Annotated in this window: 18 protein-coding genes; all 18 read right to left on the bottom strand. The window is 64.7% G+C overall.

Going from position 1 to position 9,022, the window contains the following annotated elements; genetic code table 11:
• Positions 1–440 (bottom strand): AAA family ATPase (locus VM054_04090; GenBank protein ID HUT98236.1); only part of this gene is annotated, 440 nt, incomplete at its 3' end.
• A gap of 156 nt (positions 441–596) precedes the next feature.
• Positions 597–1,145 carry a 50S ribosomal protein L6 gene (gene rplF / locus VM054_04095; protein ID HUT98237.1) on the bottom strand — a complete coding sequence of 183 codons (549 nt, stop codon included), beginning with the start codon at positions 1,143–1,145 and terminating at the stop codon, positions 597–599.
• Positions 1,146–1,157: 12 nt separating this feature from the next.
• Positions 1,158–1,559, bottom strand: coding sequence for a 30S ribosomal protein S8 (rpsH, locus tag VM054_04100; protein ID HUT98238.1), 402 nt, complete (start codon positions 1,557–1,559; stop codon positions 1,158–1,160).
• Between the two features lie 102 nt (positions 1,560–1,661).
• Positions 1,662–1,847, bottom strand: a complete 186-nt coding sequence (locus VM054_04105; protein ID HUT98239.1) for a type Z 30S ribosomal protein S14 — start codon at positions 1,845–1,847, stop codon at positions 1,662–1,664.
• An 11-nt stretch (positions 1,848–1,858) separates the two neighbouring features.
• Positions 1,859–2,410, bottom strand: a complete 552-nt coding sequence (gene rplE / locus VM054_04110; protein ID HUT98240.1) for a 50S ribosomal protein L5 — start codon at positions 2,408–2,410, stop codon at positions 1,859–1,861.
• An 8-nt stretch (positions 2,411–2,418) separates the two neighbouring features.
• On the bottom strand, positions 2,419–2,748 hold the full coding sequence (gene rplX / locus VM054_04115) for a 50S ribosomal protein L24 (GenBank protein ID HUT98241.1): 330 nt from the start codon (positions 2,746–2,748) through the stop codon (positions 2,419–2,421).
• Entirely contained in the window at positions 2,748–3,116 is a 369-nt protein-coding gene (gene rplN, locus VM054_04120) for a 50S ribosomal protein L14 (GenBank protein HUT98242.1), read from the bottom strand. Before rplN ends, rplX begins: the two co-directional genes overlap by 1 nt.
• 157 nt (positions 3,117–3,273) lie before the next feature.
• A complete protein-coding gene (gene rpsQ / locus VM054_04125; GenBank protein HUT98243.1) occupies positions 3,274–3,528 on the bottom strand; it encodes a 30S ribosomal protein S17 in 255 nt (84 codons plus the stop codon).
• Between the two features lie 3 nt (positions 3,529–3,531).
• Positions 3,532–3,738 carry a 50S ribosomal protein L29 gene (gene rpmC, locus VM054_04130; GenBank protein ID HUT98244.1) on the bottom strand — a complete coding sequence of 69 codons (207 nt, stop codon included), beginning with the start codon at positions 3,736–3,738 and terminating at the stop codon, positions 3,532–3,534.
• A gap of 10 nt (positions 3,739–3,748) precedes the next feature.
• A complete protein-coding gene (rplP, locus tag VM054_04135; GenBank protein ID HUT98245.1) occupies positions 3,749–4,153 on the bottom strand; it encodes a 50S ribosomal protein L16 in 405 nt (134 codons plus the stop codon).
• Between the two features lie 2 nt (positions 4,154–4,155).
• A complete protein-coding gene (gene rpsC / locus VM054_04140; protein HUT98246.1) occupies positions 4,156–4,938 on the bottom strand; it encodes a 30S ribosomal protein S3 in 783 nt (260 codons plus the stop codon).
• Positions 4,939–4,945: 7 nt separating this feature from the next.
• On the bottom strand, positions 4,946–5,302 hold the full coding sequence (rplV, locus tag VM054_04145) for a 50S ribosomal protein L22 (GenBank protein HUT98247.1): 357 nt from the start codon (positions 5,300–5,302) through the stop codon (positions 4,946–4,948).
• Positions 5,303–5,344: 42 nt separating this feature from the next.
• Entirely contained in the window at positions 5,345–5,629 is a 285-nt protein-coding gene (gene rpsS, locus VM054_04150) for a 30S ribosomal protein S19 (GenBank protein HUT98248.1), read from the bottom strand.
• Between the two features lie 241 nt (positions 5,630–5,870).
• Positions 5,871–6,731 (bottom strand): 50S ribosomal protein L2, encoded by an 861-nt coding sequence (rplB, locus tag VM054_04155; GenBank protein HUT98249.1) that lies wholly within the window; start codon positions 6,729–6,731, stop codon positions 5,871–5,873.
• Positions 6,732–7,058: 327 nt separating this feature from the next.
• Positions 7,059–7,349, bottom strand: a complete 291-nt coding sequence (locus VM054_04160; protein ID HUT98250.1) for a 50S ribosomal protein L23 — start codon at positions 7,347–7,349, stop codon at positions 7,059–7,061.
• Positions 7,346–7,969 carry a 50S ribosomal protein L4 gene (gene rplD, locus VM054_04165; protein ID HUT98251.1) on the bottom strand — a complete coding sequence of 208 codons (624 nt, stop codon included), beginning with the start codon at positions 7,967–7,969 and terminating at the stop codon, positions 7,346–7,348. The genes VM054_04160 and rplD overlap by 4 nt, the downstream gene beginning before the upstream one ends.
• Positions 7,970–7,978: 9 nt before the next feature.
• Positions 7,979–8,620 (bottom strand): 50S ribosomal protein L3, encoded by a 642-nt coding sequence (gene rplC / locus VM054_04170; GenBank protein HUT98252.1) that lies wholly within the window; start codon positions 8,618–8,620, stop codon positions 7,979–7,981.
• Positions 8,621–8,639: 19 nt separating this feature from the next.
• Positions 8,640–8,951 carry a 30S ribosomal protein S10 gene (gene rpsJ, locus VM054_04175; GenBank protein ID HUT98253.1) on the bottom strand — a complete coding sequence of 104 codons (312 nt, stop codon included), beginning with the start codon at positions 8,949–8,951 and terminating at the stop codon, positions 8,640–8,642.
• Between the last annotated feature and the right edge of the window lie 71 nt (positions 8,952–9,022).

The following is a 9,022-nucleotide window of genomic DNA, read 5'->3' on the forward strand; positions in this document are numbered from 1 at the left end:
CGCTCTTCATCTTCTTTATCCTCCTTTTCTGGTCTACTCAATATAAAGTCTTCATTGAGACTGACCTTTTCTTCTGTAATAATGGGTCTTCTTTGATTATCTTGATTAAATTTTAATAAATATGTCCATTGATTTGCTTCATCCTCTAAGAAAAAGTTGATAGATATATCGCTATACCTTCTTGCCCAAAAACATCTAAGGTTTGATACGCCACCCCTTTTCTTATTAACGGCTTGAGTTAAACCTCCGCCAGGCATACATATTTCTCTTATAAATCTAAATATATCAAGGAAATTTGATTTTCCACTAGCGTTAGGACCAATAAGAAACAACCTATGGCCTATTTTTACATCCGCTTCTTTAAAATTTTTCCAGTTATGTATGACGATCCTATTTAACAACATGGGATCCCTTTCTTTATTAGAAGCGGCCTTGCCCACCTTCCGGCAGATCCACTAGCCCCCGTCGGACTAGGCCTCGACGATCCCCCGACCTGCGGGCCCACCTTACTTGACGTTGGCTTTGCCGGCCTTCCGGCGGGGTATCTTTCTGCAAACACGCCCCCGGGTACCGGCCCCCCAACTTACCGGCCCACCTTATTTGACGTTGGCCTTGCCGGCCTTCTGGCGGACCCACTCGCCGTCGTAGCGGATGCCCTTGCCCTTGTAGGGCTCGGGCGGGCGGATGCGGCGCACCTGGGCCGCGATCTCGCCCACGAGCTGTTTGTCCGGACCGGAGATGGTGATGACGGTGAAGTCGCCCCGCTGCACGGTGGAAAAAGAGAGCGTCTCCGGCGGCTCGACCGTCACCTGATGGCTGAAGCCCACGTTGAGGACGAGGTTGCGGCCCTCGACCTTGGCCCGGTAGCCGGTGCCGCGTATCTCCAGCTTTTTCTCGAAGCCCCGGGACACCCCCTCGACCAGGTTGGCGATGAGGCTGCGGTAGAGGCCGTGGCGTGACTTGGACGATTTGGAGTCGTCGGGCCGGGAGACGAGGACCTTCCCATCCTCGACCCGCGCGGTGATGGGGTCGGTGAGTTCGACGGCGAGCTCGCCCTTGGGGCCCTTTACGCTCACCCGACGCCCGTCCACGGCGACCTGCACCTTGTCGGGGATTTCGATGGGTTTCATGCCGATGCGGCTCATTACGGCTCCTGGTTACCAGACACGGCAGATCAGCTCTCCGCCGACCCCCTCGCGCCGCGCGGTGTAGTCGGGGAGAACCCCCTTCGAGGTGGACAGCACCGCCACCCCCAGCCCGTTCATCACGTAGGGTATCTTGTCCCGGCGGACGTAGACCCTCAGCCCCGGCTTGGAGATCCGCTCGAGGCCCCGGAAGGCCGGCTTCCCACCCGTGGTGTACTTGAGGTCCACGTGGATCGTCCGGTGGGGGCCGCCGTCCTCCGATTCGAGGGCGTAGCCGTCGAGGTAGCCCTCCTCGATCAGGAGCTTGACGAGGGCCTCTTTGAAGTTCGAGTGACTGACGCTGACCTGTTTATGCCCCGCGCGGGCGGCGTTGCGCACGCGGGTCAGAAGGTCGGCGACGGGGTCGGTCATCACCATGAAAAACCTCTAGGGTTAAATAGCCGTTCCGTCAAGGAGTCGCGCCCGGGGCCCGGCTGACCACGCTCGGTCAACCCCTCGCCCCCGACCGGCGTCCGCCTACCAGCTCGCCTTGGTCATCCCCGGCACCTTCCCCTCGAGGGTGAGTGTGCGCAGGCAGATGCGGCACATGTCGAAGCGACGGTAGTAGGCGCGGGCCCGCCCGCACAACGGGCAGCGGTTGTAGCCGCGCACCTTGAACTTGGGCTTGCGCTTCGCCTTCTCGATCAAGCACTTCTTCGCCAACGGGTCTCCTCCTAACGGCTCGGGCGGCGGAAGGGCATCCCGAGCTCGGACAAAAGCGCCTTCCCCTCCTCGTCGGTCCCGGCGGTGGTGCAGATGGTCACCGTGACGCCGGCGATGGAGGCGATGTCATCGTAGTCAATTTCCGGAAAGATGAGCTGCTCGTTGAGCCCCAGGTTGAAGTTCCCCCGGCCGTCGAAGGAGCGGTCGGACATGCCGCGGAAGTCGCGGATCTGGGGGATGGCGAAGTTGACCAGACGATCGAAGAACTCGTACATGCGGTCGCGGCGGAGCGTCACCTGGCAGCCGACGATGAAGCCGGTCCTGAGCTTGAACTGGGCGATGGACTTGCGGGCCTTCGTCAGAATCGGCTTCTGGCCGCTGATAGCTGTCAGGTCGCCCACGGCGCCCTCGATGATCTTGGGGTTTTCCTTGGCCACCCCGATGCCCCGGTTGAGGACGATCTTCTCCAGGCGCGGAACCTCCATGGGGTTGGAGTAGCCGAAGCGCTTCGTCAGGGCCTGGCGGACCTTGGTCTCGTAGATTTCTTTCAGCCTGGGGGCCACGGGTCCTCCTAGACGAACTCGGCGCCGCACCGCTTGCAGACTCGGAACCGCTTGCCGTCCACTCGCCTGACGCCCAGCCGGGTGGCCTTCGAGCACTTGGGGCAGACGAACATCACGTTGGAGAGCTCGATGGGGGCCTCGATCTCGATGATTCCGCCCTGGACGTCCTGCTTCTTCTGGCGCTGGTGCTTCTTGGTGAAGTTGAGGCCCTGAACGATGACCCTGGTCGCCTCGAGGTTTATCTTGAGAATCTGTCCCCGTTTCTTCTTCGAGGTGCGCTCGGAACCGGAGATCACCTCCACGGTGTCCCCCTTGCGCAGGCGTGTGACGCGGGCCATCAGAGCACCTCCGGGGCCAGGGATACTATCCGGTTGAACTTCTTCTCGCGCAGCTCGCGGGCCACGGGTCCGAAGACCCGGGTGGCGACGGGCTCGCCGGCCTCGTTGACCAGTACCACGGCGTTGTCGTCAAAGCGGATGTAGGAGCCGTCCTTGCGGCGGATTTCCTTCCGGGTGCGTACGACGACGGCCTTCATGACCGTGCCGTTCTTGATGTTGCTCGTGGGCAGCGCCTCCTTGACCGTGATGACGACGGTGTCGCCGACGGAGGCATAGCGCCGCCGGGAGCCGCCCAGTACTTTGATGCACAGAGCCCGCTTGGCGCCCGAGTTGTCGGTGATGTTGACGACGGTTTCCTGCTGGATCATCTTCCAAACCCCCTGTCGCCGGCGGTCGGCGCGGTGCGGGGGACCGGTTCGTGGAGCCGCGCTGTGTGCCCCTCAGGCGGGGCGTTCGGGCTTCTCGGCGGCGGTCGGCCGCCGCGGGCTCCGGGTTACGGACGCTCTCGCGAAAAACAACATCCCCCTAGCCGACGGCCCGCTCGAGTATCTCAACGACGCGCCAGTTCTTCAGCTTGGACAGCGGGCGCGTCTCCTCGATTACGACGAGGTCGCCGGCTCGGCAGGCGTTCTCGGCGTCGTGGGCCATGAATCGGCTGGTGAGGGTCACGGTTTTCTTGTACAGAGGATGGGCCTGTCGGCGCTCGACGACGACCACGACGGTCTTGGCGTGCGCGTCGCGGGCGACCCTGCCCGTACGGCGTTTCCGGTTGGCGCCCATCGGCTAACCCCCGCTCTGGGCTGCCCTCTCGCGCTCGGCGAGAAGGGTGTTGATCCGGCTGATGTCCTTGCGCACTATCCGGATGTGGCCCGGGTTCGTCAGCTGCTTCATCTGGAGCTGGAAGCGCAGGTTCATCAGCTCCTCGGAGAGCTCCTGGTGCCGGCTGGTGAGCTCGGCGTCGGTCATCTGGCGCAGGTCCTTGACCTTCAAAGCCGCTCCTTTACCTCTCCACGAAACGGGTCCGGATGGGCAGCTTGTACCCGGCGAGGCGCATGGCCTCGAAGGCGACGTTGTAGGGGACGCCGTCGAGCTCGAACATGATGGTACCGGGCTTGACCACGGCCACCCATCCCTCGGGCGCGCCCTTCCCCGACCCCATGCGGACTTCCTGGGGCTTCTTGGTGTAGGTCTTCTGGGGGAAGATGCGGATCCAGACCTTCCCTCCGCGCTTGACATGGCGTGTGATGGCGATGCGGGCGGCCTCTATCTGGTTGCCGGTTATCCAGTGAGGCTCGAGGGCCATCAGCCCGAACTCCCCGAAGCTGATCGTGCACCCGCGGATGGCTTTTCCGCGCATCCGGCGCCGCTGGTGCTTGCGCCACTTGCTCCGCTTGGGGACAAGCATGGCTACTCCTTCTTCGCCCCCTGGTGGGGCTTGTCGGAGCCGCGGTTTTCATCCTTGCGCTCCCGGGGGGGCCGGCGGCGCGGGTTCCGGGCGTCGTCGCGGTCGCCGCGCATCCCCGAGGGGGCGTTGACCGGTTCGCCGGACAGGGAGTTCGAGTCGGGGAGCCGCTCGCCCCGGAAAATCCAGACCTTGACCCCGATCCTGCCGGCGGTGGTGGCGGCCTCGGTGAAGCCGTAGTCAATGTCGGCGCGCAGGGTGTGGAGGGGGACGCGGCCGGCGATGTAGCGCTCCGTGCGGCTCATTTCGGCCCCGCCCAGGCGGCCCGAGCAGATGATTTTGATCCCCTCGGCGCCGCGCCGCAGGGCCGACTCCAGCACCTTCTTCATCGCCCGGCGGAAGCCGATGCGCTTCTCGAGCTGGGAGGCCACGTTCTCGGCCACCAAGAGGGCGTTTATCTCGGGGTCGCGCACCTCGTCAATGAGGACCTTGACCGGTTTTTTCAGCTCGGCGGCGATGTCGTCCCGGAGCTTGTTCACCTCGGAACCCTTGCGGCCGATGATTATCCCCGGGCGGCTGCAACGGATGATCACCGTCACCAGGTTGGGCAGGCGCTCGAATTCGATGGAGGAGACCCCCGCGGCGTAGAGCTTCTTCTTGAGCTTTCTACGCTGGATGATGTCCTCGTGGAGCTGCGTGCGGTACTCCCGCCCCCGGGCGAACCAGCGGGACTCCCAGGGCTTGGAGAACCCGAGCCTGAAACCGATGGGGTGAGTCTTCTGTCCCATGGAGGCGCTACTCCTCTTCCTCGGTGGCCGTGGGGTCTTTCAGGTAAACGAAAACGCGGCTGGTCATCTTGCGGATGCGTCCGAACATGCCCTTGGCCTTGTAGCGGATGCGCTTGAGCGTCGGCCCCTGGTTGACCTGAACCTCGCCGACGATGAGGGCGTCGAGGTCGAGGACGCCGTCGAGGTCGTTGCTGGCGGCGTTGGCCAGGGCCGATTTCAGGACTTTCCCCATGATCGGCGCGGCCCCGGAGTTCATGTGCCGGCAGAGGGCGATGGCCTCGTTGACGTTGCGCCCGCGAACCACGTCGGCCACCCGGCGCAGCTTGTAGGGCGAAATGTGGACGAACCTGATGCTCGCTTTCATCGCAAACTCCCCCGCGGGGTCCGGGGTCGGGCTCGAGAGCCGCTACTTGAGGGCGGTGGACCGGGCGGACTTTCCGCCGTGGACGCGGAAGGTGCGCGTCGGCGCGAACTCGCCCAGCTTGTGGCCCACCATCTCCTCGGTGATGTATATCGGGACGTGCTTGTGTCCGTTGTGGACGGCGATGGTGTGCCGGATGAACTCGGGCGGGATCGTGGAGCGCCGCGCCCAGGTCCGGAGCACTTTGTGTTCGCCCGTCGCGTTGAGCTCGGCGATTTTCGCCAAAAGCTTCGGATCCACGAACGGCCCTTTTTTGATGGATCTAGACAATCTTACTCCGCGTGTCCGTTGAACTTCTAAGGAACCCTTTTAATCCGCGGACGGCCCGTCGTCCAACGACCTTATACCCGGGCCTCCGCAACTTTCATTCTTTTCCCGGAACGCCCTTCGGCCCCTGCCGATGCGCCCCAATCCCGTTATCGCCCTCTCCCGCGCAACCTCATCCGCGTAAATTCAACCCGGTTCCCCGAGCATGCCCCCCTTTAACCGGCCCAACCGGCCCAACCGGTCCCTAGAGCTTGACCTGGCCCTTGGCGCGTCCGCCGGCCTGCTTGCCGCGACGGCGTCCCAGGACCATGTAGCGGTTGGTCCCCTTGCGGGTGCGGAAGCCCTTGGTGGGCTTGCCCCAGGGGGATACGGGGTGCCGTCCGCCGCCGGTCTTTCCCTCGCCGCCGCCGTGGGGGTGATCCACGGGGTTCATGGCGGAGCCGCGGACCTTTGGGCGACGGCCGAGCCAGCGGTTGCGACCGGCCTTGCCCAGGGAGACGCGGTTGTGCTCGGACAGGGACACGGTTCCCAGGGTGGCCCGGCAGTCCAGGTGGATGAGCCGAACCTCGCCGGAGGGGAGGCGGATGTGTGCCCAGTCGCCGTCCTTGGCCGCCAGGCGGGCCCAGGCGCCGGCGGAGCGGGCCAACTGACCGCCCTTACCGGGTTTGAGCTCCACGTTGTGGACCAGGTGGCCCAGCGGCATGTAGCGGAGCTTCATCGCGTTGCCCGGCTTGACCTCGACCTCCTCACCGGAGATGACGGTGTCGCCGACCTTGAGACCCTTGGGCTGGATGATGTAACGCCACTCGCCGTCCAGGTACTTGAGCAGTGCCAGGTTGGCCGAGCGGTTGGGGTCGTAGTCTATGCGGGTCACGACGGCGGGGACGCCGTCCTTGGTGCGCTTGAAATCCACGAGCCGGATCTGGCGCTTGTGCCCGCCGCCGCGTCGGCGCATGGTGACGCGGCCCCTGTTGTTGCGGCCGCCCGAGGAGCTCTTGGCCTGCCGAAGCGATTTCGGCGAGCGCTCCTTGGAGAGGTCGGGGGTGACCAGCCGTGTCGCGTGTCGCACGCCGGCCGAGGTCGGTTTCATCTTCTTGACTGGCATTTTCAACCTCCCGGGGCAGCGTGGCTGCGGGGAGTCGTTTTTTCGGTGACCCTTACGCGCAACGTCTCGGCATTACTCGAAGGCAGTTTAACGGAGCATTCGCGGCCGACGATTGCCGGTGATTACCCGGCCCGCAGTGATTTTCCGATGAAAGGAGTTTTTTATTTATACCGGGCGGCGCGGTGTCTCTGATTTGGAAGCCGATCCCCGGCGCGCTTCGACAACACGTTCTTATGAGCCCTCGCCGCACAAAATACAACCGACCCGACTCCCCACGAAAAACTGAACCCCCGGCTCCCCCCAGACGACTCCCCCGGCCGACCGGCCCTACGCGCTCTCGAAGAGGGCGATGTGCTGGCCCGGAGCCAGAGTGACGATGGCCTTCTTCCACTTGGGCGTGTAGCCCACCTTCATGCGGACCGTGCGCTTCTTACCGTGGAAGACGGCGGTGTTGACGCGAAGGACCTTGACCTTGAAGGCCTGCTCCACGGCGCGTTTTATCTCGATCTTATTCGCGTCCGGGACGACGACGAAGGCGTACCGGTTCTCCTTCTCGCGCTTGATGGCGGCCTTGTCGCCGACCACGGGACGCAGGAGGATGTCGTAGGGCTCCCTCATCGGACCCACCCCTTGATGTTCTCGGCGAGGCGGAGAGCGGCGTCCCTGCTGAAGACGAGTTTTCCGTGCCACATCACCAGGTAGGCGTTGAGGTCGTCCACCCGGGCGGTGCGGCAGCCGGGGATGTTCCGGCTGGCCAGCCAGAGGCCGCGGTCGGCCTCGGCGGTGACGAAGAGCGGCTTCCGGGCGGCGTCGAGCTTGGCGAGGAGGGATGCCACCTCGCGGGTCTTGTTCTCGGGGAGGATGAGCTCGTCAACGATTTTCAGGCTGCCGGCGCGGTAGCCGAGGGCCTCGACGAGTGCGCGGCGCTTCATCTTCCTCGGTGTGCGCTGCGTGTAATCGCGGGGCTGGGGTCCGAAGATGATGCCGCCGCCGGTCCACAGGGGGCTTCGGCGGGATCCGTGGCGGGCCCGGCCGGTCCCCTTCTGTCGCCAGGGCTTGCGACCGCCGCCGGTGACCATGCCGCGCGTCTTCGTGGCGGCGGTTCCGCGGCGCCGGTTCGCCATGTACGCCCGAACGACGTTGGAGATGGTGACGGTTACCTCGTCGAGCGCGTCCACGGGGAGCTCGATCTCGCCCACCTTGGAGCCTTCGCGGTTGAGGACGTCAACGGTAACCATGGTATCCCCTTACTCGCCCTTCGCGTCGCCGGCGCGGCCGACGCGGACGACTATCCGTCCGCCCTTGGGCCCGGGGACGGCGCCCCGGACGTAGAGGAGGTTGTTCTCGGCGTCCAGGCGGACGACGGTCAGGTTGAGCACGGTGAAGCGTACGTGGCCGTAGTGGCCCGGCAGCTTCTTGCCCTTCAGGACCCTGCCCGGGAATGCGCAGGCGCCGATTGAGCCGGGCGCGCGGTGGAACTTGGCGCCGTGTGTGGCGGGTCCGCCGCTGAAACCGTGCCGCTTGATGACGCCGGCGAAGCCGCGGCCCTTGGTCACCCCGCGCACGTCCACCGACCGGATGTCGGCGAAGGTCGTGACGTCCAGCACGTCGCCGATCTTGTGCTCGTCGCCCGGATCGCAGGACACCTCGGCCAGCCAGCGGTTCGGAACGAGGCCGTTCTTGGCGAACTGCCCGGCGCGCGGTTTGGTGACCCGGGCCGGGACGACCTCGCCGTAGCCGAGCTGCAGGGCCTCGTAGCCGTTCACGGCGGCGGTGCGCACCTCGGTGACGGTGCAGGGGCCGACCTCGAGGACGGTGACCGGGACCACCCGGTCCTCGTCGAACACCTGGGTCATGCCCAGCTTTCGGCCCAGAAGCTCTCTAACCACGTGCCACCTCGCTTGCGCCCTAGAGTTTGATGTCCACGTCCACCCCGGCGGGGAGGTCGAGGCGCATCAGGGCGTCGGTGGTGTCGCCCGATGGGTTCAGTATGTCCAGCATCCGCTTGTGGATGCGCATCTCAAACTGCTCGCGCGATTTCTTGTCTATGAATGGCGAGCGGTTGACGGTGAAGCGGTGGATGCGCGTCGGCAGAGGCACCGGTCCGACCACGACGGCCCCGGTGGCACGCACGGTTTCGACGATGCGCGCCACCGAGCGGTCCAGAAGCCGGTGATCGTACGCCCGCAGGCGGATGCGTATCTTGTCGCTCTTGGCCATAACCCTTCTTGAATCCTCCGGAGTCCGGGCCCCCGGACGGGGCAGCTTTGCGGTCAGCGGGCGCTCTTCCG

This window comes from bacterium (genome assembly GCA_035528375.1).
In the GTDB taxonomy this organism is placed as follows: Bacteria; RBG-13-66-14; RBG-13-66-14; order RBG-13-66-14; family RBG-13-66-14; genus RBG-13-66-14.